Here is a 20,284-nt window from a genome sequence, read left to right as displayed (position 1 = left end):
GGGGCCTTCATGCGGCAGCTCGATGTTGGCAGGCTCCTCATCCGAGAGACCGGTAACAAGTGCGTAGCGCTGCATGACTCTCAAGCGATAACTCGTACAGTCATCGGGGCCTCGAGCCCGTATAGCAAGGCAGAGTCAGCTTATTATGAACACCACAGAAATCCAAACCTCACTGAATATCGGTGTCGACGTTGGTAAAGCCAACCTTGATATCGCTCTCCATCCTTCCGGACAATTTTATTCAATACCCAATAGCGAAGCCCACATTCATCGGTTCGTGAAAATCCTCAAGAACTACGACATTGAACGAATCGTGGTGGAAGCCACAGGGCGCCATGAGCATGCCCTGGTTCAGGCCTGCAATCAGGCAGGCTTACCGATCATAGTCGTCAATCCCACCAGTGTCAGACGTTACGCTCAGGCCATTGGCGTGCTCGCCAAAACCGATCGTATTGATGCCCAGGTGATTGCCAAATATGCCGCCACACTGAAGCCGGAATTCAGACCCATCCCGGACAAAACCTCCCAGAAGATTAGAGACTTACTAGCCAGGCGGGCACAGCTTCTGGAAATGTCCACCATGGAGAAAAACCGTCTCCAGATCATGCCGAAGCCCCTTCACCGATCCATTAAAAGCTTACTCAAAATGCTCCAGAGTCAGATTGAAACAATCACCCGACAGATCGAGCAGGAAGTGGCCAAAGTGGATCACTGGCGTACCAAAATGGACATCATGACCAGTGTGCCCGGTGTCGGAAAAGTGCTCGCCTACACCTTCCTCAGCGAGCTACCGGAACTCGGTTCTCTGAACCGAAAGGAGATCGCCGCACTGGTCGGTGTCGCACCCATCAATCGAGACAGCGGCAAGCTCAATGGCAAACGGAGGATACGAGGTGGGCGCCCCAGAGTCCGAACCGTGATGTTCATGGCCATGCTCTCATCCATCCAATGCAATCCTGTTTTCAAACGCTTTTACGAACGCTTGAAGGCACAGGGGAAGATTCCAAAAGTGGCCGTCGTTGCCTGCATGCGAAAGATGATTGTGGTACTCAATACGATGGTCAAAAACCAGGAATCGTGGCGTGAAAATATGGCTTAATATATGTGATTGACACCACAGTCACTGTTATGTGATGACTACTCATCTTCGATGTAGTCCCAGGGTAATTCTGACTTAAATAACCGTATACCGTACTCAACGATGTTTAGCGGGAGATCTTTACGGTACAGAGTAACCTCTCGTTCTCTCTTTGTGTCGTCACGAAAGATCTCCATCAGCATCTCATCGCCGTGATATAGCTCTACACCTATGCCATCTCGATCACTGACATCGCTCGCAATTACGACCCTAATCTCAGACACATCCATTAATTTTCGTCTGTAGGTTCAACGCACATAACGCAGAGCGCACCGGCGACCTTGACGGAGCTAAGCGCAGACAAGGGCGTCCGAGTGCCGCGTATTGTTATAGCTGTTTCGATCAATCCGAGTACCACGCGGCGCGGTAATCTCTTATGAGTGCTTTAGCACCCGGAGCCATAGATCTACGGCTCTCAGTAAAAAGCTGCTTAAGACGTTCCTTTATTTCGCACACACGACCTCGGTCTTTATATCTAGCCTGATAATACCTCATTGACGGGGTTACAAAATGTCGTATCAAAAGGTGATATTTACACTCCTGAAGCATACCTATGAAAACAAAATTCAAGTCGATTTCAGATGATGCTCCATCAACTGAGAGATCAGGCTGAATCGCATATATAGAGGAGTGACTATAATTTGAGAGTGACGACCAGAATACCTTAAACTCATCATTATCAGGGTGTTTAATCTTCTTCAAAACCCCGTTTGTGAAATAAATATCTAGTCCGTCCACCCATTTATCAAAAATCTCAGAATCGTTATTCACTGAGCAAAATTTTGCAATCATCAACGATTCAAAAGCGTGACGCAGCAAGGGGCGTGCTGCTCCGTAGAGCCCTTTTTCAGTCATCGTCAAGGCCGAGTAAACCCCAATCTGGGTTTTATGAAAACATGGCATTAAAATGTCATTTACAGGGCTTATGTCGGCGGCAAGTGGAGACCTCACTAGCCACATATATTGGCTGGCAAGCTCATAAATTAAGTCTGCCACCTCATGCGCTCTGCTTACTTCGTCATGAAATTCCGACGTGATTTTCCTTCGATTCTCCTCTACGGACGCTTCAAAAATTTCAGAGAAGCGATGGCCTTTAAGATGGTAATTCAACTTGCCACTCTCTGGTGGCGGCGGACCTTTCTTTTTCGCGAACGGACTTACCCCATACACCGTCCTGGGTTTATCTCTACTTTTGCTTCTATATGGTGGCTTACTCATATTGCCTATAACGCTGAGCTTAGCGGCGACCTTGTAATGGAGGCGAAGCCGCAATGAAAAGGGCGTCCGGCGGCCATCGGCCGCGTACTACAGCGACTGGTTAAATGCCGGTTACCCGGTGCTTTATTTTGGCACCCAAAACAGAATGCCGACTCCTGATACCTTGCAGGAACTTGACCCATTGCGCTAGGAACCAGAGCACCGGAGACAGAAAACACCCGATGATTACGCCGGATTGCCCCGTGACCTGAACACCAAATTACCAGCGAAAACCGTTGCCAAACTGAGGGCTGTTTTCTGCCTGCCGAAGACCTGCTGCGTATTCCAGACCAAGGTTGCCACTGATTCCAGACCAAGCCTGCCACCCATTCCACGCGAAAGCTGCCACTGATTCCACGGCAAAGCTGCCACCCCGGCAGGCTGCCTGAAGCTCCATCAAAATCGTCCGGCGCGGGATAACTTAACGGTACTCTGACCCTTTTCATCCGGAGATGGGCCAGATGCCAGCGAAGAGGTTATCCATGCGTAAGATCAAAGAAGTTCTTCGCCTCAAGTGGGAGCGAGGGCTGAGCAACCGCCAGATTGCGGCGGCCTGTGGCGTCAGCCGCCCCACCGTGAGCGAATACCTGCGCCGCACGGTTGAGGCCGGTCTGAGCTGGCCGTTGCCAGCGGATCTGGACGAGGCCCATCTGGAGCAGCTGCTGTTCCCGCCACCACCGGATCTCCCGGCACAGGCCAGAGGCATACCCGACTGGCAACACATCCGCGACGAACTCACGGGCAAGAATGTCACCCTGTTCCTGCTGTGGCAGGAGTACCGGCAAGCCAACCCGGACGGTTATCAGTACAGCTGGTTCTGCGAGCACTACCGGACCTGGCGGGGCAAGCTGGACCTGGTGATGCGCCAGGACCATCGGGCCGGTGAGAAGCTGTTCGTGGACTACGCTGGTCAGACCGTGCCCGTCATTGACCGCACCACCGGAGAGATCCATGAGGCGCAAGTCTTTGTCGCGGTGATGGGCGCATCCAATTACACCTACGCCGAAGCCACCTGGAGCCAGACATTGCCGGACTGGATCGGCTCTCACACCCGGGCCTTCCAGTACCTGAACGGAGTGCCGGAATTAGTGGTCCCGGACAATTTGAAATCGGGGGTCACCAAGGCCCACCGGTACGAACCGGACCTCAATCCAACTTACCAGGATATGGCTGCCCATTATGGGATCGCCATCGTTCCCACGCGTGCCCGCAAGCCCCGCGACAAGGCCAAGGTGGAAGGGGGTGTGTTGATCGTCGAGCGCTGGATCCTGGCGGCGTTGCGCCATCACCAGCACTTCTCTCTGGGGCAACTCAACGCCACCATCCGTGAGCTGCTGGAGAGGCTGAACACCCGCCCCTTCCGCAAGTTGCCCGGCTGCCGGCGCGACCACTTCGAGCAGCTGGATAAACCGGTTCTACAGCCATTGCCCGCAGAGCCGTATGTCTACGCGGAGTGGAAAAAAGCCCGGGTCCACATCGACTACCACGTGGCCATCGACGGGCATTACTACTCGGTGCCCTACACCCTGATCAAGAAAGAGGTGGAGGTTCGCATCACTCACAACACCATCGAATGCTTTTACCGGGGCAACCGGATCGCCAGCCACCGGCGCTCCGACCAGAAGGGACGGCACACCACCATCGCCGCGCACATGCCCGAATCCCATCGCCACGCCGGCGAGTGGTCGCCGGAACGGCTGATCGCCTGGGCAGCCAAGACCGGACCGGCGACGGAGAAGCTTATCCGCACCGCACTGGGTGCCCGCAAACACCCACAGCAGGCTTACCGTTCGTGCCTCGGCATTCTCCGGTTGGGGCAGAGCTACGGCGAGTCGCGGCTGGAGGCCGCCTGCCAGCGCGCCCTGATGCTGGGAAGCTGCCGCTACAAGAGCATTGAATCCATCCTCAAACATCGCCTGGACCAGCAGCCCTTGGAAGAACAACAGGAACTGGCCTTACCCGACACCCACGACAACATCCGCGGCCCCGCCTACTACCACTGAAGGAACCTGACATGTTGAAACATCCGACTCTGGACAAGCTCCACGCTCTCAAGCTAACCGGCATGGCTGCCGCCCTGGCGGATCAGTCGGCCACCCCCGACATCACCGATCTGAGCTTCGAGGAGCGCCTCGGGCTACTCGTGGACCGGGAAATGACCGAGCGAGATAACCGGCGCATGACCAGCCGGTTGCGCCGGGCCCGGCTGCGGCACACGGCCATCCTCGAAGACATCGATTACCGGCACTCACGGGGCCTGGATAAAGGGCTGGTGCAATCACTGGCGGGCTGCCAATGGGTAAAAGAGCACCTGAACGTGCTCATCACCGGTCCCACCGGGGTTGGCAAAACCTGGCTGGCCTGCGCCCTGGCACACAAGGCCTGCCGGGAAGGCTACACCGCACAGTACGTGCGCCTGACCCGACTGATGCGGGAGCTGACCATTGCCAAGGGCGACGGCCAATACTCAAAACTCCTGACGAATCTGGCCAAGGTCGACGTGTTGATCCTGGATGACTGGGGGCTGATGAAACTGAGCGCGGAGAACCGGAGAGACTTGCTGGAGGTGCTGGAAGACCGACATGGCCGGCGCTCCACCATCGCCACTAGCCAATTACCCATCGAGGAATGGCATGGCGTAATCGGTGACGCCACTCTGGCAGACGCCATTCTGGACCGGCTCGTTCACAACGCCTACAAGATCAATCTGCGGGGCGAGTCCATGCGAAAACAACAGGCAAAGTTGACGACCACCGAGACTTCGGAGTAAGAAGAGAAACCCCGCGTCGCTACGCTCCGATGGGTGGCAGCCTTGCTCCGGTCCGGGTGGCAGGCTTCACGTGGAATGGGTGGCAACCTTCAGCGGTTTACGCAACCTGCCAAGCCGCAGCCAAACACCCAACCAAAGAACACCTGAGCCAGGCCTTTAACGCTTTTGTTCAGCGGCGACCTTTTTGCAGCGAAGCGGAGAAAAGGGCGTCCGGTGGAGGGCCGTAGGCCCGGAACAAACTGGAACAATTTGTTAAAACAGCACTCCCGCCAATGTTACTGATTCTTGGAAAAAAGCTGTTTGAACAGTCGCTCTGATGCCTGAAGTCCGCCCTCCGTCAAACCGACTGACTTCGCTTGGTTGACGGGATCAGTAATAAATCCTTTTTCGTGAAGCCTATTCATCGAATCCCAATCAAAAGACTTCCATGCACGAGCACCATCATGCAACGTCAGGTAGAGCAGAGCCAAAACAGTCTCGTCGATTTTGTTCTCATCGATCTCCACGGTGTCACCCCACTTATGCTAATTCCCAGCGTCCAGTTTAGGAAAGGAACTAATCCTCAGCTATAGCTCTTTCAATACGCTCACTGAAGCGGGTGAGTGCTTCTGAATCCAGCTCAACTTTGAATGCTTGGGTCAAAACGAGAGCAACTGCGTCCCGTACGGGTTTCTTGGCTATTGAGGCCGTGGAGATGATGTCCATAGCCTCGTACCTGTAACCCTCGAGGTCGCTCATTGATGACGCGCTTTCTCCTAGCGGATTCCACTGCTGGAGAATTTCTGCGACAGATTCGATTACATGCTCTTTCATAGGATGATTGGTGACTTTTTAACGCCGGCCATAAACGGCGCCCTGACAAGGGCGTCCGGCGACCGTAGGGAGCGAATTTGATGGCTTTGTTAGCTGCGAACAACCGAACCGGAATGAAACCCGATCTTTGGCAACCAGCATGACAGCCTGCTCCGTTTCTTTGGGGCACAAGCTCTGCCCAGTGCACCTTGATTAAAACCACCGCCGATGATGCGGTGAACGAACCTGAACTTCAGAGTAGCAGGTAAGCAAGGAACCAGGTTTCGCCGGACGGCCCCGCACGGCAAACACCCAAGCTTTTACCAACACCGCTGACCGACTGAGCTGCCAACCTGACGACGGATTTCGACGGCCTTGGCAAACCACCGACCTTGACGATTTTGCTACCCGTTTGCGGCCAATGCCACTGGCACCGAACCACCCCAAAGGAACAGCGCACTTCTCAGCTAACGCTTGCATAAGCGGCGCCCGACTAGGGCGTCCGGTGGAGGCCCGTCGGGCCGGAACAGACTTAATGCACTTGTTAAAGGTTTTTGAAAGCTGCCCTCGCCTTGTAAGCTTGTACCAATTGAAATATCCCAAGCCCACAGAAGACTGCGGCTAGTGCACTCGACCCATCCATATCCAACTGTAAAAGCCCAGCCATCCCTATCGACAATACTCCGCCTACAATGTATTCAAAAGGCTCATAACTGTATTCAAACTTCAGTGACTGTCCATAAAGGCTGGGCTCAAAATCAACTGGCACTTGCAGTTCTTCCGATTGTTTTCTAGCGAACCGATTAACTTTGACGCGGAAAAATGACCAATAGATGATTTCCTTTCCAGGTAAAGCAATGACCCTGAAAGCTCTACCACTTGTTCCAGCGGTGACTGGAGTTATGCGCAGACCAGTAACCTTTATCGTCCCATCCAGAAATTGCCTCCGTGCCATGACTAATGATCTACCCTTTAACGCCAAAAATAAGCGGCGCCCTGTCAAGGGCGTCCGGTGTAGGGCCGTCAGGCCCGGAACGTACTTGATTGATTTGTTAGTCTTTATCTGGTGACTGAAGCCCGAAATCCTAGGAAATATCAAGCACTGACTCTAGTTTAGATGCTAGCTTATTGAACTCATCACCCCACCCATTCTCCAAGGACAACTCTTGAAGGTTGGCCGTCGGCAACAACAGGCGCTTTACGCCATCAGTCGACGGATTGCTAAGCAAGAGGTCTAGATCCTGGAGCGCTCTGTCCCGCTCACCGTAGATTGAGCCATCATCACTGGCTGCCGCCTTTCTCCGCAGTTCTTCAAGGACTTTTCGAGCTACCTGATCAGTGTCCATACTTGGTGCCTAACGCCAATATTAAGCGGCGCCCGACTAGGGCGTCCGGTGGACGGCCGCCAGGCCGGGAACGAACTTGAATGACTGGTTACAAGCTCACTCAAAGACCGGCCTCATAAAACTGCGCTCACAGCTTAGTACACAACGAGTTTCTTCTGCGTATTTGAATGCGGCCTGGCAATCTGAGTCTTGGAACGAAGCCTCACGGTATTTTTCATAGGCTGCCAGAGACTCGAACGTGAATAGTGCGATGGCGATATTGTTGGCACCCTCGGAAGGCAAGAAATACCCATGGTGCTGACCGCCGAACCTCTGGACCAGAGGTATCCACATCTTGGAATAGCGCTCGAACTCGGCGGCTTTGTAGGGATCTATAACGTACTTTAGGTAGCAGGTAACCACTTGAACTCCCTTTCAGTTGGCCTTGTAACGCTGATATTCAGCGGCCACCTTGGAGCGCAGCGGAAAGGTGGTCCGGTGGAGGCCCGTTCGGGCCGGAACGAACTGCAATGCTTGGTTAGGCTTTATCTCCGCCAGAACGCACGTCCATAAAGGCCAGCAATGACGGCAACCATTTAAGAATTAAACCATAAATAGGCCCAGATACTTGAACCCACATAACTTGGTCTGTACTCAGCAATCCTTTCTCACGACACCCAAGCATGCGCGTGATATGCCCCTTTTCCAGGCGGCACCAGTTGAGAAAGAAAAGCTCCAAAAACTGAGTAACTGCATGTGCGACCTTTGCCCCATCTTTATGGTCCCAGTCTCGGCTATCAAAAGCTATATCCATACTGGATGAGGACCCGTAATCGACTCGCTCGCCCCTATCGTCCGAAACATAATTACCGGGCTTGGGCTTAGGGTGCACAATATGATCCCGAAGTTTTAGCACCTCGCTCACGAGCTGGACTTCTCTACAACCGCGATCAATATGTGCGCCGGTATTTGCGAATAAGAAATAGTCGAGTTTGCTCAGGACGGGAAGCCTGTCAATTTCATTGAGCAACTTCGATGGCAGGGCGAGGGTGGTCAAGCAGCTATTGGAGATACATTCCAAGAGCAATGACGAGTTCATAATTGCTGACCGCGCAAAACTACTTGCGATCCATGGTTTATCGCACCGTTCGCTCTCGTCTAGCAACAATGCTATATCAATCAAAAGAGTAAATGTGCGCTGGTCTAGAAATTCGATATCTTCCACTCGCATAGACTATGGTTGCCTAACGCCCTTGTTTAGCGGCGCCCGTGTAGCGCAGCGAAATGGGCGTCCGGTGTAGGGCCGGAGGCCCGGAACGAACTACAACAATTTGTTAAGTGATTCCAGGCTCTCAGGGCCGCCCTCCAATCGAACGCACTCAGCGGATTCTTGCTCCCATGGCGCGGCGGAGGCTGTGTGGAGGTGAACAGAAACCCTTGATACGGCGAGTTCATCGAACAAACCGGCTGGAACCCAAACCATCTCGGTGCCCCGCAGGCTATTTGGAACCGGACTCCCACAACTTGAGCAAAAATCGCTCCGGAAACCACTTGGCTTTTGGTACGACCGGATCTCGCTTTGACCTGAGACCCAACGAAAACTAGAACCCTGCACAAATGTGGCAGCGTTAGCGGCAGCCCCTGTGGCTTTGCGGCACAGCGAGCAGTGACACTGATAGAGATTCCGTATCTCCCCATCAATTTCGAATTTCACGCTTCCGCAGAGACATTCACCTTGCATCGATCAATCCTTTGGCACTTAACGCCAGCAATAAACGGCGCCCTGACAAGGGCGTCCGGTGGAGGCCATCGGCCGGAACGAATTTGATTGCCTTGTTATGGGTTGATTGCGCCATAGTAAAATTCATAAGGCCCATCCTTGCGAAATCCCAGGCGCTCGTAGAATTCAGCTGCCCCGGAGGCCTTGTGGGCGACCAACCAAGCGCCACCACCCAAACCGCCATTTACCCTTTGGACCAATGTCCGGGCCACACCTTGTTTCCTGCTTGGCTCGGCAACAAATAGCTCCTGGATACAGGTGAGCTTGCCCGAATGCCATGGGTAAGAAAACGAAAAAATTGCCCCGGTAACCTCACCGGTCTGTTCAGAGACAAAGCAGCCCTGAGGGTCGATTTCCCGAAACCGCCGCAAGTAAGCGGATGCATCGGCTAACTCCCAAGATTCGTTATATGGCGGGGTAGCATAGGCCTGACAAAAAATCAGGGCAGCTTGCTCGATATCTGCTGCCTCACAGCTCCTTATTTGCATGTTGCTCCTTCCTTAGATACCCATAACGCCGGTGGTAATGGGCGACAACGGAGCGCAGCGTAGTTGGCGTCCCGTTGACCACTTGGTTATGCATGTTCCGGCCACATCCCATCCATCATCACTGGGTAGGTGATTGGCTTGTAATGGGTAAATTCAATGTCTCGAACGTGGGTGAAATCAGTCCAGAGCAACCTCGCCCCCTTCATCCACTGAGATGGCTTAACCCGTTTTTCTATCTTCTCGATTTCTTCAGGCGTGGCTTCACGCATTCGTCCGACCTTGCCGTAAAGTCTCACGCCCGGCGGAGCAACAAAACGGCCTTTTAGCAGAGACCTTAGCCAAAAGAATCGACCGGCGTTGACTGCCATGATGCAAACATTCGGGTTCTGATCGATGTTTTTACCCAAAGCCTCGGCGTAGTGATCAAAAAAGTACCCGCTCTGATCATCGCGAAGGAAAACAGTGCCAACTGGCGTGATGTGGGGCGTGCCGTCGGGGTTTACGGTTGCTATCGAGCAGTAAACAGTAGAAGCCTGACCTTGCTCTAAAACTGACTTTACCTTCTTCCAATCATCCTTGATGTTCATAGTTTCTCCATTTGTGCATAACGCCTGCATAAACGGCGCCCGACTAGGGCGTCCGGTGGAGGCCCATCGGGCCGGAACGAATTTGATGCACTTGTTAAGGTGCTGACCGCCCCAAAAAGCTCAGCCGGTACATGCCGTTCGGAATTCGTTCAAGCTCCCAACCCACAGGCTTTTCCAAAATATAGAACTGGAGAACAGGGAATATGCTATTGCGAGACAGGCCGTCCAGAAGAACCGAAACTATACCCGTTATCATTTGAAGACATAGGGAGGCCTTTGAATACTCGGCTCCAGACTCAATATCTCTCATCGACTGCACGGGTCTCAACAATCTTCGTGCTACACGGGCCTTTCTGGGCGGCAATTCAATCAGTATGAAGCCCTGCTCGTTGAACAAATTTTTAAGCCTTTCATAAGACACTGACGAGCAATCAAGACTTTGCGTCAAACTCTCACCTACCTTAACGCCGAGGTAACCGGCGCCGGAGCGCTAGCGGAGGGCACCAAAAGCGCCACGCTTTTGGCGTCCGGCTGACCGCCTGGTTATGGCCTCGCATGCTTAGTCACCGTATGAATTACAAATTTTCCGCAAACCAAGCAAATGACGAGCATTAGTAAAATTTGGATGGGGAGGTTCGCGGCGAAATACCACCAGTACTGGTCAGATACCTCTTCCTTAGCTGCGACCAAGCGGTCCAAAAATTCCGGAGAGCGCCTCAATGCATTGCCCTCTTCTCGGGAAAGATCGTAAGCGGCCGGTAATCCCATCTTGAGTCAGGCGCTGCCGCCGTCAGGATAGTGTCCACTTATTTTCTAGTGGACACTTAACATGAACGACTTAAGCGTAACCAAACCCTACCAGCGCCGTCGCCGCTTTTCCCGCGAATTCAAGGCCGAGATTGTCGCCCAATGCCTGGCACCTGGTGCCTCCGTTTCCCGGATCGCCCTGGATAACGGCCTCAACGCCAACATGGTCCGGCGCTGGATGAGTGAAGCGCAGCGAGCGGATAAAACGCCGGAATTTGTACCGGTCAAACTGCCAGCGGCAACCTCAGCACCGAGCAACCCGTCGGTCTCGGACAAGCGTAGCACCATCCGTATCGAGATTCCCCGCGCCGGTGGTGCGGTTGTGGTGGAGTGGCCTGCGGAGCAGGCGCATCAATGTGCTGCTTTGCTCCGGGGCCTGTTGGGATGATCCGTATCGACGAGATCTGGCTGGCCACCGAACCACTGGATATGCGGGCGGGGCCGGACAAGGCGCTGGCGCGAGTCATCCAGGTGTTTGGTTCGGCCAGGCCGCATTGCGCCTATCTGTTCGCCAACAAACGCGGCAACCGGATGAAGGTGCTGATCCACGATGGCCTCGGTATCTGGCTGTGTGCCCGCCGGCTGAACCGGGGCAAGTTCCACTGGGGTGAAACCTGGCGCGGTGACCAACTGCGCCTGACCGAGGAACAGTTGTCCGCTCTGGTTCAGGGCCTGCCCTGGCAGCGCCTTGGCGCGGAAGGCGTCATCTCCATCCTGTAACCACAAGTGCCGTAATGCTGCTATAGCCAGAACCGCGAATCGCTTGCCGCACAGGGACTTGGCATACTAGGCGGCATGACTCAGCGCCCCGATATCAACCAACTCTCTGCCGATCAGCTCCGTGCCCTGGCGACGGAACTGATGGACTCTCTAGACGCCAAGGATCAAGTCTTGGGCCTGAAGGAGCGAGAGTTGGTGCGCAGCAACGCCATCATCGAGAAGCTGACTCACGAAGTAGCCATCCTCAAGCGCCACAAGTACGCCCGGCGCAGCGAGCAACTGGACGCCGTTCAGGGCAAGCTGCTGGATGAATTGATCGACAGCGACCTGGCGGCGATCGAAGCCGAGCTGGACCAGGCGATGACCGAGGAGCAGAAGGCTGCCCGGCCCAAGCAAAAGCCCAAGCGTACACCGCTGCCACCGGAACTGCCCCGTACCCTGATCCACCACGAACCGGACAATACCCAATGCCAGTGTGGCTGCCAGCTCAAGCGCATTGGCGAGGACGTCAGTGAGAAGCTGGATTATGTCCCCGGCGAGTTCACGGTGGAGCGCCACATCCGGGGCAAGTGGGCCTGCGACAAATGCGAGACGCTGATCCAGGCACCGGTACCGGCGCAGGTGATCGATAAGGGAATACCTACCTCCGGTCTGTTGGCTCAGGTCCTGGTGGCCAAGTACGCCGACCACTTGCCGCTGTACCGCCAGGAACGCATCTTCGGCCGTGCCGGCCTGGAAATCCCGCGCTCCACTCTGGCCGAATGGGTCGGTGCCTGCGGTGTGCAGTTGCAGCCCCTGGCGGATGCACTGCGAAACACCTTGCTGGAACACAACGTTCTGCATGCCGATGAAACCCCGGTGAGCATGCTGGCTCCGGGCAAGAAGAAAACCCACAAAGCCTACGTCTGGGCCTACTGCACCACGCCGTTCTCAGATCTGAAAGCCACCGTTTACGACTTCGCGCCCAGCCGCGCGGGCGAACACGCCCGCACCTTCCTGGGCGACTGGCCGGGCAAGCTGGTGTGTGATGATTATGCTGGCTACAAGGCCGGGTTCGGCAACGGCATCATCGAAATCGGCTGCATGGCCCACGCCCGACGCAAGTTCTACGACCTGCACGAAGCCAACAAGAGTGAGTTGGCGGCCAAAGCCCTGGAATACATCGGTACCCTCTACGAGATCGAGCGGGATACCAAAGACCTGCCACCGGACAAACGGCAGGAGATCCGGGAAACAAAAGCCCGACCGATTGCTGACGCCTTGCATCAATGGATGCTGGCCCACCGACAGAAAGTGCCGGATGGCTCCGGCACAGCCAAAGCCCTGGATTACAGCCTCAAACGCTGGGAAGCGCTGACGCGCTACCTGGACGATGGTGCTGTGCCCATCGATAACAACTGGGTGGAAAACCAGATCCGGCCCTGGGCGCTGGGCCGTTCCAACTGGCTGTTCGCGGGATCACTACGCAGTGGCCGGCGTGCTGCGGCGGTCATGACTCTGATCCAGTCAGCCAAGCTGAACGGGCATGATCCCTATGCCTACCTCAAAGATGTGCTGACCCGCCTGCCGACGCAGAAAAACAACGCCATCGACGAGCTATTGCCCCACAACTGGAAGCCGGCTATACCTGACAAGGTGTGATGCCCGGACGCTTACGAAAGATCTGATATGGACCTGCCATCTAACGCTAATTCAATAGCCTCTTTATTAACGTGCTCTGTCAGTGCTCGCCCATAACTTCCGCCTGCGGCGCTGACAAACACTGCCAAAATTAGGCTGGCAAAAATGGACAGATAAACCTTCTTCTTCACTCGACTTCCTTGTGGTCATAACGCCGCCAGCACGCGCGGCTTTGGAATGTAGGCGAAGCCGCAATGGAAAAGCCGTCGCTGTGCCTGGCTTGGTTAAATGCCGGTAACCCGGCGATTCATTCCGGCACCCAGGCCGAATGCCCACTCCCGATACTGTGGACCAGCCAGACCCATGGCGCCAGAAACCAGAACACTGAATGCGCGGAAAGTGCCCGACGATTGCTCCGGATTGCCCCGCGACCTGAACACCGAATTACCGGTCAAAACCGTTGCCCAATTCAGGGCTGTATTGTGCCTGCGGGCAACCACCAAAACCGCAGCCAAACACCCAACCAAAGAACACCGGAGTAAGGCCTTTAACGCGAAGCTAAGCGGCGCCCCGACAGGGGCGTCCGGTGGACGGCCGACAGGCCGGGAACAGACTTAAGCGACTGGTTATGGGGTAAAACGTGAACCACCTAAATCCTCCAAAATATTGCGGGCAGCTTTATTGGTCAGGAAAACGCAGCTGACAGAGGCAATTGAACAGAGCAAAAAGAAAATCAAAAAACTCGTTGGGTCCTCGAAAATTATCCGCCATCCGAAAATGAACGAAGCAACAACGCTAGATGCTAAGGCACTTAAGAGGTTTAACCTTAACCTACCAACCTGAGGGTGCAGAGCAAGAAGCAGGCTCCAGTTTACTATCCCAGCTAACAAAGCTGGCATAGCACCACCCACATACGCAAAGAATAAGTTTTGCGGAATGTTCTCAAGTAGCGATGGGACGGCAAACGAAAGAGCAAAAAATCCCACTATCGGACCAACCACCACAAAAACAAAAGTCGTTAAAACAAGGCTTAGAAACAGAGCTAAGAACATGCGGTCAGATACCCATAACGCTGAAATAAGCGGCGGCCCGACAGGGGCGTCCGGTGGAGGCCCGCAGGGCCGGAACGTACTTAATTGACTGGTTAAAAGTCACTATCGGTCACGGGGTTGATGATGGTTATCTCCTTAGAATAACGAGAAAAATCATTATCGCGAGTGACCAACGGCACATTCTCAATTTTCGCTATGCATGCATAAACAAGATCGGCGCCCTTCAAGCGGTCGAAACGATTGAACAGGTCTAACTCCCAGGCCTTCTTTGTGAGCTCCGGGCCAACTTCATACGGCACAGCATTTTCCCAATAGATATGCCGGTACGGCTCTCGGGAGTCATTGTCGCCGCGATTTCGCCGAGACTGAGTTGCTTGAAACTCAAAGATTGCCAGATTAGGAATGATCCATTTGGCATCTCTATGGTCTTCAGCAAAGGTATAGCAAGGCAGATGGAACTCGTGGCTGCTCCGAATTGCGGGAACCAAAAAGCTCGCATCTACAAGGAAAGTTTCTGCCATCCATGACCCCTTTTAACGCAGAGCGCACCGGCGACCTTGACGTAGCGAAGCGGAGACAAGGGCGTCCGAGTGCCGCGTTTGGTTAACTGGTTTGCCCGATATTGGCTCGACGTTTCCGTATCTGCTCGGTAATTTGTTCCTGGCGTTCCTCAAGAGAGTTCAGCCCAAGACGCGCACGACGTTCATTAACGTTAGCAGAATCCTCAATTGGAAACGGTATTGGCCAACCGTTTTCATCAGCATCAAACTGGGTGCCGTAGTATTGAGACTTGCCTGATAGCGTACATATTCGATCCTGGAGGAACGCCAACTGCCAGCCAGCTGCGTCCTCTCTCGCAACGGCATCTTCTAGCAGAGGGATACACTTTCCCATAAACTCGGGATCTGAAACAGAATGCTGAACGACTAGCCATGCAGCTTTGGCAGCCTCCTCCCCCACTAACCCAATGCCGGGCCAACCGTGCACGCCAATAATCTCTTTCAGGCGGGAGGCGTTGTGCTCATGCAGGGCTTTCATACTGGGATGGTAAGGCTCAGACTCCAGTTCTCCAGAATCGACGAGCTGCGTCAATAGCTGCTGGTCTTCCGCCATCATTTTGATTAGTTCATCCGCAAGATTCTGATTCATGGGCTCCTTCCCAGTTAACGCCAGCCATAAGCGGCGCCCCGACAGGGGCGTCCGGTGGAGGGCCATCGGCCCGGAACAACCTTAATGGCCTTGTATGGATAATTTCTACCGTGTTTGGGTAAATTGAGGCCCACCCCCAGTGGCCGCTGGGGGCCTTCATGCGGCAGCTCGATGTTGGCAGGCTCCTCATCCGAGAGACCGGTAACAAGTGCGTAGCGCTGCATGACTCTCAAGCGATAACTCGTACAGTCATCGGGGCCTCGAGCCCGTATAGCAAGGCAGAGTCAGCTTATTATGAACACCACAGAAATCCAAACCTCACTGAATATCGGTGTCGACGTTGGTAAAGCCAACCTTGATATCGCTCTCCATCCTTCCGGACAATTTTATTCAATACCCAATAGCGAAGCCCACATTCATCGGTTCGTGAAAATCCTCAAGAACTACGACATTGAACGAATCGTGGTGGAAGCCACAGGGCGCCATGAGCATGCCCTGGTTCAGGCCTGCAATCAGGCAGGCTTACCGATCATAGTCGTCAATCCCACCAGTGTCAGACGTTACGCTCAGGCCATTGGCGTGCTCGCCAAAACCGATCGTATTGATGCCCAGGTGATTGCCAAATATGCCGCCACACTGAAGCCGGAATTCAGACCCATCCCGGACAAAACCTCCAGAAGATTAGAGACTTACTAGCCAGGCGGGCACAGCTTCTGGAAATGTCCACCATGGAGAAAAACCGTCTCCAGATCATGCCGAAGCCCCTTCACCGATCCATTAAAAGCTTACTCAAAATGCTCCAGAGTCAGATTGAAACAATCACCCGACAGATCGAGCAGGAAGTGGCCAAAGTGGATCACTGGCGTACCAAAATGGACATCATGACCAGTGTGCCCGGTGTCGGAAAAGTGCTCGCCTACACCTTCCTCAGCGAGCTACCGGAACTCGGTTCTCTGAACCGAAAGGAGATCGCCGCACTGGTCGGTGTCGCACCCATCAATCGAGACAGCGGCAAGCTCAATGGCAAACGGAGGATACGAGGTGGGCGCCCCAGAGTCCGAACCGTGATGTTCATGGCCATGCTCTCATCCATCCAATGCAATCCTGTTTTCAAACGCTTTTACGAACGCTTGAAGGCACAGGGGAAGATTCCAAAAGTGGCCGTCGTTGCCTGCATGCGAAAGATGATTGTGGTACTCAATACGATGGTCAAAAACCAGGAATCGTGGCGTGAAAATATGGCTTAATATATGTGATTGACACCACAGTCACTTGTTAAAGCTATTTATTGGGATAAGGATCTTCCGGAGCATCCCCTTTCCCAGTTACGATTTTCCAGCATTTTCTCGGATGCGGCACTTTCTCCAGCTTTGGGCATGGCGGCAATGATGTTTTTGACTGGTTTGAGTACTCATGGCCACAGTCCGCACAGCGATACGTACCCGCTGAAACATCGCTACCATAGGGAACGCAATCTTTTTTCCGCTCGTTAAGTAAATCGCTAACTTTCATGCTACCTCCTAGCTTTGTTGTTTTATGGCTCTAACGCTTGGCTTTGCGGCGCACCGGAGCGCCAGCGGAGGTGCGTCCGACAACAGCCACTTGTTAGCTCATTTTACGACAGAGTCTCTATTTCTATCGCTCACTTGGCCAATGCTAGCTGCGATTAGTCTTTTAAGTAGTTCGTCACGCCCGTTTTCCATAGACCACTTCATTTCTGCTTCTGTTATTACAGTGGCCACGAGCAGATCCATGCTACCATTTGGAAGCACCAAACCCGTGGGCAGTGGCTTTTGAGCCTTAGCAATAAGCACGTTGACTGATTCGTTTTCTCCCACCTGAATATCTTGAACGGTGAGACCATTATATTTCTCCACCCGTTCTAGTATTCCCGCGTCGTTAAGGATCTCTGCATTTACTGACCACTGCATGAACCAGAGTGGCCATTCAGTATTTTCTCTGGCGATCAATAACATTTCATATCCATACCCAGCATAGCCATCCGACGTTTTGGAAGGCTCTTTTCCCTTTAAAGTACCTGAGTATTTGCTGGCACGACCATGGTCATCAGTTTCAATTTTATAATCGGCCATCATGGTGCTGGCCGGCATATCTGGGTTACTTAACCCAAATGTCGTGTAAACCCAAAGGCCTTTACCCAGCTTCTCAGCTGACATTACAAACAGACCACCACCAGGCCAAACTCCTGTCATATTTCCCATTTTCAGGATGTCTTGTGGGAATTGACCGATATTTTCCTCATAGTAGCTCGTCCTGACGTCATAAACCTTCTGCCAAAATGCGTCTTCATCCATTTCATTGGCTTGAACAGAAGCTCCTGCAGCAGCTGCGAATGGCAAAACCCCAAATAACTTTTTTAATTTTTCCTTCATGCTCGATCTCATCTTGTAGAGCTAACGCTATGCGCAGCGGCCGGTTTGTGTAGCGCAGCGAAACAAACCGGTCCGACTGGCGCTACTGGTTATGTTCTCCCCAGCTCGAATACAGCGTACAAAACATACTGATGCCTGCGCGCTGGTAAAGTAACTGATGACCTAAGTGCAGCCGTCTCAATAATGGCTTTGAGCTTGTCCCAAGATGCCCCAAAATCCCAATCATATGGGTCGTTCCACCATTCCATATTTGCAGAGCTAGTTGTTATCGCCATCAAAAGGCCATATTTGACTGTTTCGAGGTCGGCGCCTTTTTGAATTCGGTCCGGCACGAAACGGAATCTACGAATTTTCTCAAAGTCTGACACAAGCTCTAAAGCCTTCTCTGATGAATAGAGCTTCTTGGCTTCTACAAGCACTGCAGTTTTTATTCTTTCCGTTTTTCGGATTAGAAGTAAATCGACGCGACTATGGCCGGCTTCAAAATGAGCGTTAGATGCTTGCGGATACGCATAGAATCCGGAGTTGAGTGCCTTATGAGCTAAGTGAGTGGTAAGGTTCGCCTCTTGCAATCCATTCTTATCAGGATTAACGACCGGCCAGTATTCTTCAAGACCCACCTCTAAGGACTGCATAGCGGCCTTTAATAGTTTTTCGATTTCTTGCAGTTCACTCATTCATGCCCCACAAAACATAACGCCGGCCATAAACGGCGCCCTGACAAGGGCGTCCGGCGACCGTAGGGAGCGAATTTGATGGCTTTGTTAGCTGCGAACAACCGAACCGGAATGAAACCCGATCTTTGGCAACCAGCATGACAGCCTGCTCCGTTTCTTTGGGGCACAAGCTCTGCCCAGTGCACCTTGATTAAAACCACCGCCGATGATGCGGTGAACGAACCTGAACTTCAGAGTAGCAGGTAAGCAAGGAACCAGGTTTCGCCGGACGGCCCCGCACGGCAAACACCCAAGCTTTTACCAACACCGCTGACCGACTGAGCTGCCAACCTGACGACGGATTTCGACGGCCTTGGCAAACCACCGACCTTGACGATTTTGCTACCCGTTTGCGGCCAATGCCACTGGCACCGAACCACCCCAAAGGAACAGCGCACTTCTCAGCTAACGCGAAGCTAAGCGGCGGCCCGTCAGGGACGTCCGGTGGACGGCCGTCAGGCCGGGAACGTACTTGAGCGATTTGTTACACATTGACTGAGTACTTGAGGTCACGTGCCTCGTCTCCAGTCATGCCCCGAAATCCCCAACAATGAGCAGGTTGCTCCTTAATTGTCACTTCGATGTCCACAGGTGATATGCCAACCACAGACTCAATCTTGTTGAAGAGCTCCTTGATCAGAGCTTTTTGGGTCTCGGGAGCTCGCCCCTGCATCATGTTGATCTCGATGGCAGTGTAGGCTGGAGTTCTGCCACCTGGGTAATAAAAATCCTCGGCATCCATCGGGATAAAACGATGAGCCCGCTTGTCTTCCGGCATTCCGAGTACGGACTGCATGCATCCGTGAATGACTTCGGAGAGCTGAGCCTTAACCGAGTTAAGGTGTTCTTTGATTCCATAGATGACTATCACGATGCCTCCTGCAATGTGTAACGCTGGCGTAACGGGCCGATTTGTGGAGCGCAGCGGAACAAAGCGGTCCCGTTGACGCGATTGTTAGAGATAATTAGTACCCAAGTAGGAGCTTATCAAGCTCACGAGGATGTGTGTTCCGTTTACCGGTGCGTTCCAATACCGTATTGCGAAACTCTAGACACCGAACGACGAATGCAGCATAAGCATCATCATATTCTTTTGGATACTTGAAACGCCTCCCTTTCAGACGCTTTCGTAGCTCTTTATTCGCGACTGAGTCGAAAATGAAAAAGGCATTTGGCAAGTGAAAATGTAAATACTTTGATGCCAGTGACCTTTTTTCTATTCCGGTTATGTCCTTGAGCAGATCCGTGAAATTTTTATGTACGCTCAAAACCTGCTCAACGTTATCCACCGTAACCCGCTCTATATGGCGCACTGATTTTATCCAGCCATCAAGGTCTGAAGCTCGGATCATGGGAGCAACCTTCGCTGCATAGAAGTTTTCACCTTCAACGATGTTATCACCGGCTTTTCTTTCTATAGCCGCCGAGTAAGCACGTCCAATAAGCCAAATCTTTCCAGCGATAACGTCCTCATCATTGTGTAGAGGATGCTGTTCACACATTTGATAAAGAACCCTATTGCCGAAATTCCATGTGTTCGTTTTAGTATCCATAGTCTCTAACAGCTAATTATACGAACGCGTTCGTATATCACCCGTTCGTAAAACTTCATTCAAACACGCTCAAGAAATCACGAGCTTCTTTAATAAAAACAGCCTCTTGAGCACCAATCACCACGGCTACCGCCGGA

General features: G+C 53.1%; 26 protein-coding genes. 8 read left to right on the top strand and 18 right to left on the bottom strand.

What is annotated here, in order from left to right; genetic code table 11:
• Positions 1 to 145 precede the first annotated feature (145 nt).
• Complete coding sequence (locus msub_RS01210) at positions 146 to 1,099, top strand: IS110 family RNA-guided transposase (protein ID WP_048494337.1); 954 nt, start codon at positions 146 to 148, stop codon at positions 1,097 to 1,099.
• A 381-nt stretch (positions 1,100 to 1,480) separates the two neighbouring features.
• Here the strand turns inward: msub_RS01210 and msub_RS01200 are convergent, their stop codons facing one another.
• Positions 1,481 to 2,248 (bottom strand): hypothetical protein, encoded by a 768-nt coding sequence (locus msub_RS01200; RefSeq protein WP_048494335.1) that lies wholly within the window; start codon positions 2,246 to 2,248, stop codon positions 1,481 to 1,483.
• Positions 2,249 to 2,856: 608 nt separating this feature from the next.
• Between msub_RS01200 and istA the strand changes: the two genes are divergently transcribed.
• Both istA and istB read left to right on the top strand, forming a co-directional pair.
• Positions 2,857 to 4,398 carry an IS21 family transposase gene (istA, locus tag msub_RS01195; RefSeq protein WP_036204651.1) on the top strand — a complete coding sequence of 514 codons (1,542 nt, stop codon included), beginning with the start codon at positions 2,857 to 2,859 and terminating at the stop codon, positions 4,396 to 4,398.
• A gap of 11 nt (positions 4,399 to 4,409) precedes the next feature.
• Positions 4,410 to 5,165: an IS21-like element ISSpu5 family helper ATPase IstB gene (gene istB, locus msub_RS01190; RefSeq protein WP_048494334.1), complete on the top strand. Its 756-nt coding sequence runs from the start codon at positions 4,410 to 4,412 to the stop codon at positions 5,163 to 5,165.
• Between the two features lie 275 nt (positions 5,166 to 5,440).
• On the opposite strand, the gene msub_RS01185 is transcribed toward istB, so the two are convergent.
• The 8 genes from msub_RS01185 to msub_RS01150 form a co-directional block, all read right to left on the bottom strand.
• On the bottom strand, positions 5,441 to 5,671 hold the full coding sequence (locus msub_RS01185) for a DUF6429 family protein (RefSeq protein ID WP_048494333.1): 231 nt from the start codon (positions 5,669 to 5,671) through the stop codon (positions 5,441 to 5,443).
• Positions 5,672 to 5,720: 49 nt separating this feature from the next.
• On the bottom strand, positions 5,721 to 5,903 hold the full coding sequence (locus tag msub_RS01180; RefSeq protein ID WP_156182702.1) for a hypothetical protein: 183 nt from the start codon (positions 5,901 to 5,903) through the stop codon (positions 5,721 to 5,723).
• A 598-nt stretch (positions 5,904 to 6,501) separates the two neighbouring features.
• Positions 6,502 to 6,912, bottom strand: a complete 411-nt coding sequence (locus tag msub_RS01175; protein WP_048494331.1) for a hypothetical protein — start codon at positions 6,910 to 6,912, stop codon at positions 6,502 to 6,504.
• Between the two features lie 487 nt (positions 6,913 to 7,399).
• Positions 7,400 to 7,705 (bottom strand): NIPSNAP family protein, encoded by a 306-nt coding sequence (locus tag msub_RS01165; RefSeq protein ID WP_048494329.1) that lies wholly within the window; start codon positions 7,703 to 7,705, stop codon positions 7,400 to 7,402.
• A 115-nt stretch (positions 7,706 to 7,820) separates the two neighbouring features.
• Positions 7,821 to 8,513: a hypothetical protein gene (locus msub_RS01160; protein WP_048494328.1), complete on the bottom strand. Its 693-nt coding sequence runs from the start codon at positions 8,511 to 8,513 to the stop codon at positions 7,821 to 7,823.
• A gap of 90 nt (positions 8,514 to 8,603) precedes the next feature.
• Positions 8,604 to 9,023 carry a GFA family protein gene (locus msub_RS22500; protein ID WP_082146373.1) on the bottom strand — a complete coding sequence of 140 codons (420 nt, stop codon included), beginning with the start codon at positions 9,021 to 9,023 and terminating at the stop codon, positions 8,604 to 8,606.
• A 95-nt stretch (positions 9,024 to 9,118) separates the two neighbouring features.
• Positions 9,119 to 9,550, bottom strand: a complete 432-nt coding sequence (locus tag msub_RS01155; protein WP_048494327.1) for a GNAT family N-acetyltransferase — start codon at positions 9,548 to 9,550, stop codon at positions 9,119 to 9,121.
• A gap of 86 nt (positions 9,551 to 9,636) precedes the next feature.
• On the bottom strand, positions 9,637 to 10,137 hold the full coding sequence (locus msub_RS01150) for a pyridoxamine 5'-phosphate oxidase family protein (RefSeq protein ID WP_048494326.1): 501 nt from the start codon (positions 10,135 to 10,137) through the stop codon (positions 9,637 to 9,639).
• A gap of 829 nt (positions 10,138 to 10,966) precedes the next feature.
• Between msub_RS01150 and tnpA the strand changes: the two genes are divergently transcribed.
• The 3 genes from tnpA to tnpC all read left to right on the top strand — a co-directional run bounded on the left by tnpA (position 10,967) and on the right by tnpC (position 13,305).
• Positions 10,967 to 11,332 (top strand): IS66-like element accessory protein TnpA, encoded by a 366-nt coding sequence (gene tnpA / locus msub_RS01140; RefSeq protein ID WP_048494324.1) that lies wholly within the window; start codon positions 10,967 to 10,969, stop codon positions 11,330 to 11,332.
• On the top strand, positions 11,329 to 11,664 hold the full coding sequence (gene tnpB, locus msub_RS01135) for an IS66 family insertion sequence element accessory protein TnpB (RefSeq protein ID WP_048494323.1): 336 nt from the start codon (positions 11,329 to 11,331) through the stop codon (positions 11,662 to 11,664). Before tnpA ends, tnpB begins: the two co-directional genes overlap by 4 nt.
• Before the next feature lie 75 nt (positions 11,665 to 11,739).
• Entirely contained in the window at positions 11,740 to 13,305 is a 1,566-nt protein-coding gene (gene tnpC / locus msub_RS01130; protein WP_048494322.1) for an IS66 family transposase, read from the top strand.
• An 11-nt stretch (positions 13,306 to 13,316) separates the two neighbouring features.
• Here the strand turns inward: tnpC and msub_RS21440 are convergent, their stop codons facing one another.
• The 4 genes from msub_RS21440 to msub_RS01115 all read right to left on the bottom strand — a co-directional run bounded on the left by msub_RS21440 (position 13,317) and on the right by msub_RS01115 (position 15,485).
• Positions 13,317 to 13,475, bottom strand: coding sequence for a hypothetical protein (locus msub_RS21440; RefSeq protein WP_156182699.1), 159 nt, complete (start codon positions 13,473 to 13,475; stop codon positions 13,317 to 13,319).
• 435 nt (positions 13,476 to 13,910) lie between these two features.
• Positions 13,911 to 14,336 carry a hypothetical protein gene (locus tag msub_RS21435; protein WP_156182698.1) on the bottom strand — a complete coding sequence of 142 codons (426 nt, stop codon included), beginning with the start codon at positions 14,334 to 14,336 and terminating at the stop codon, positions 13,911 to 13,913.
• A gap of 92 nt (positions 14,337 to 14,428) precedes the next feature.
• Positions 14,429 to 14,857, bottom strand: a complete 429-nt coding sequence (locus msub_RS01120) for a PIN domain-containing protein (RefSeq protein ID WP_048494320.1) — start codon at positions 14,855 to 14,857, stop codon at positions 14,429 to 14,431.
• Between the two features lie 82 nt (positions 14,858 to 14,939).
• Positions 14,940 to 15,485: a DUF6624 domain-containing protein gene (locus tag msub_RS01115; RefSeq protein WP_048496910.1), complete on the bottom strand. Its 546-nt coding sequence runs from the start codon at positions 15,483 to 15,485 to the stop codon at positions 14,940 to 14,942.
• A 294-nt stretch (positions 15,486 to 15,779) separates the two neighbouring features.
• Here msub_RS01115 and msub_RS21725 point away from each other — a divergent pair, with 294 nt between their 5' ends.
• Together msub_RS21725 and msub_RS21720 are read left to right on the top strand one after the other, a co-directional pair.
• Positions 15,780 to 16,181: an IS110 family transposase gene (locus msub_RS21725; RefSeq protein ID WP_197083767.1), complete on the top strand. Its 402-nt coding sequence runs from the start codon at positions 15,780 to 15,782 to the stop codon at positions 16,179 to 16,181.
• A 23-nt stretch (positions 16,182 to 16,204) separates the two neighbouring features.
• A complete protein-coding gene (locus tag msub_RS21720; protein WP_227506598.1) occupies positions 16,205 to 16,732 on the top strand; it encodes a transposase in 528 nt (175 codons plus the stop codon).
• A 34-nt stretch (positions 16,733 to 16,766) separates the two neighbouring features.
• On the opposite strand, the gene msub_RS21715 is transcribed toward msub_RS21720, so the two are convergent.
• From msub_RS21715 to msub_RS01090, 5 genes are all read right to left on the bottom strand, one after another.
• Positions 16,767 to 16,997, bottom strand: coding sequence for a hypothetical protein (locus tag msub_RS21715; protein ID WP_082146372.1), 231 nt, complete (start codon positions 16,995 to 16,997; stop codon positions 16,767 to 16,769).
• A 98-nt stretch (positions 16,998 to 17,095) separates the two neighbouring features.
• Positions 17,096 to 17,878, bottom strand: a complete 783-nt coding sequence (locus tag msub_RS01105) for a suppressor of fused domain protein (protein WP_048494319.1) — start codon at positions 17,876 to 17,878, stop codon at positions 17,096 to 17,098.
• Positions 17,879 to 17,967: 89 nt separating this feature from the next.
• Complete coding sequence (locus msub_RS01100) at positions 17,968 to 18,555, bottom strand: hypothetical protein (RefSeq protein ID WP_048494318.1); 588 nt, start codon at positions 18,553 to 18,555, stop codon at positions 17,968 to 17,970.
• Positions 18,556 to 19,078: 523 nt separating this feature from the next.
• Positions 19,079 to 19,465 (bottom strand): tautomerase family protein, encoded by a 387-nt coding sequence (locus msub_RS01095; RefSeq protein ID WP_048494317.1) that lies wholly within the window; start codon positions 19,463 to 19,465, stop codon positions 19,079 to 19,081.
• Positions 19,466 to 19,559: 94 nt separating this feature from the next.
• Entirely contained in the window at positions 19,560 to 20,147 is a 588-nt protein-coding gene (locus msub_RS01090) for a hypothetical protein (RefSeq protein WP_156182697.1), read from the bottom strand.
• Positions 20,148 to 20,284: the final 137 nt, after the last annotated feature.

The sequence above is a fragment of the Marinobacter subterrani genome, from assembly GCF_001045555.1.
In the GTDB taxonomy this organism is placed as follows: domain Bacteria; phylum Pseudomonadota; class Gammaproteobacteria; order Pseudomonadales; family Oleiphilaceae; genus Marinobacter; species Marinobacter subterrani.
Note: the sequence above shows the minus strand (reverse complement) of the source record. Positions and strands in the feature narration are given on the sequence as shown.

What these genes read in the sequence shown, in the direction of transcription:
- msub_RS01210 (WP_048494337.1), top strand. Translation starts at nt 146, where the DNA reads ATGAACACCACAGAAATCCAAACCTCACTGAATATCGGTGTCGACGTT.
- istA (WP_036204651.1), top strand. Translation starts at nt 2,857, where the DNA reads ATGCCAGCGAAGAGGTTATCCATGCGTAAGATCAAAGAAGTTCTTCGC.
- istB (WP_048494334.1), top strand. Translation starts at nt 4,410, where the DNA reads ATGTTGAAACATCCGACTCTGGACAAGCTCCACGCTCTCAAGCTAACC.
- msub_RS01180 (WP_156182702.1), bottom strand. Translation starts at nt 5,903, where the DNA reads ATGAGCGACCTCGAGGGTTACAGGTACGAGGCTATGGACATCATCTCC.
- msub_RS01175 (WP_048494331.1), bottom strand. Translation starts at nt 6,912, where the DNA reads ATGGCACGGAGGCAATTTCTGGATGGGACGATAAAGGTTACTGGTCTG.
- msub_RS01160 (WP_048494328.1), bottom strand. Translation starts at nt 8,513, where the DNA reads ATGCGAGTGGAAGATATCGAATTTCTAGACCAGCGCACATTTACTCTT.
- msub_RS22500 (WP_082146373.1), bottom strand. Translation starts at nt 9,023, where the DNA reads ATGCAAGGTGAATGTCTCTGCGGAAGCGTGAAATTCGAAATTGATGGG.
- msub_RS01155 (WP_048494327.1), bottom strand. Translation starts at nt 9,550, where the DNA reads ATGCAAATAAGGAGCTGTGAGGCAGCAGATATCGAGCAAGCTGCCCTG.
- msub_RS01150 (WP_048494326.1), bottom strand. Translation starts at nt 10,137, where the DNA reads ATGAACATCAAGGATGATTGGAAGAAGGTAAAGTCAGTTTTAGAGCAA.
- tnpA (WP_048494324.1), top strand. Translation starts at nt 10,967, where the DNA reads ATGAACGACTTAAGCGTAACCAAACCCTACCAGCGCCGTCGCCGCTTT.
- tnpB (WP_048494323.1), top strand. Translation starts at nt 11,329, where the DNA reads ATGATCCGTATCGACGAGATCTGGCTGGCCACCGAACCACTGGATATG.
- tnpC (WP_048494322.1), top strand. Translation starts at nt 11,740, where the DNA reads ATGACTCAGCGCCCCGATATCAACCAACTCTCTGCCGATCAGCTCCGT.
- msub_RS21435 (WP_156182698.1), bottom strand. Translation starts at nt 14,336, where the DNA reads ATGTTCTTAGCTCTGTTTCTAAGCCTTGTTTTAACGACTTTTGTTTTT.
- msub_RS01120 (WP_048494320.1), bottom strand. Translation starts at nt 14,857, where the DNA reads ATGGCAGAAACTTTCCTTGTAGATGCGAGCTTTTTGGTTCCCGCAATT.
- msub_RS01115 (WP_048496910.1), bottom strand. Translation starts at nt 15,485, where the DNA reads ATGAATCAGAATCTTGCGGATGAACTAATCAAAATGATGGCGGAAGAC.
- msub_RS21725 (WP_197083767.1), top strand. Translation starts at nt 15,780, where the DNA reads ATGAACACCACAGAAATCCAAACCTCACTGAATATCGGTGTCGACGTT.
- msub_RS21720 (WP_227506598.1), top strand. Translation starts at nt 16,205, where the DNA reads ATGTCCACCATGGAGAAAAACCGTCTCCAGATCATGCCGAAGCCCCTT.
- msub_RS21715 (WP_082146372.1), bottom strand. Translation starts at nt 16,997, where the DNA reads ATGAAAGTTAGCGATTTACTTAACGAGCGGAAAAAAGATTGCGTTCCC.
- msub_RS01105 (WP_048494319.1), bottom strand. Translation starts at nt 17,878, where the DNA reads ATGAAGGAAAAATTAAAAAAGTTATTTGGGGTTTTGCCATTCGCAGCT.
- msub_RS01100 (WP_048494318.1), bottom strand. Translation starts at nt 18,555, where the DNA reads ATGAGTGAACTGCAAGAAATCGAAAAACTATTAAAGGCCGCTATGCAG.
- msub_RS01090 (WP_156182697.1), bottom strand. Translation starts at nt 20,147, where the DNA reads ATGGATACTAAAACGAACACATGGAATTTCGGCAATAGGGTTCTTTAT.